Here is a 642-nt window from a genome sequence, read left to right as displayed (position 1 = left end):
TCCTCTTCTGGTACTACATGTGGAGTCACAGCAGCCACACACCTGGTCAGAACCATCTGCAGACACCCAACCATTAGCAGAGAAGGAACAAGCTTTCTGTTCAGGATTTGGAGTCGTTGTTGCTACGGCCACCTTCACCATGCAGGTGATGTAAACCAGTCCACTGTCTGGTTGCTGGAACCTGAAAGCCTCTAGCTGAAGCTGCAACTTGTCACCTTGAGTTCGAGGCATGAAGTGAGATCTGGAGCCTGTGAGCTTGGCATCAACCAGGCACCCATTGTTCTCAATAAAGGAGTATCTGGGGACAGATGTGACATCAGGGACTATTGTAGCCACACAGCTGTCCACAAACACACGGATGGGAACATGGCTGTATGAAAGCACAGATGCTTCAAGGTTTATGATGTCACCCAGGAAGTATTGGTTAGAAGGCCTCTCGAATCTCCAGTCATCGGTCATGAGCTTGAGGGAGAAGACGAAGACCTCCTCTGCAGCTTCCATAGAGGTATATGGGACCCAACGGGGCACTAAGGAATCGCTGCTCACATTATGCTTTCTTGAATAATGACACTCGATTCCAACCACTGCACTAATGCTCCGAACAATAGGAACACCAAGTGAAGCCTCTTGTGGGGTGTGGAG

1 protein-coding gene is annotated in these 642 nt (G+C 49.5%); it reads right to left on the bottom strand.

Going from position 1 to position 642, the window contains the following annotated elements; genetic code table 11:
- Positions 1 to 501 (bottom strand): hypothetical protein (locus I6F41_RS17955; RefSeq protein WP_231613638.1); only part of this gene is annotated, 501 nt, incomplete at its 3' end.
- Positions 502 to 642 lie beyond the last annotated feature (141 nt).

The sequence above is a fragment of the Pseudoalteromonas sp. SCQQ13 genome, assembly GCF_015864415.1.
Classification (GTDB): Bacteria; Pseudomonadota; Gammaproteobacteria; order Enterobacterales; family Alteromonadaceae; genus Pseudoalteromonas; species Pseudoalteromonas nigrifaciens.
This window is presented reverse-complemented; position numbering and strand designations above follow the sequence as displayed.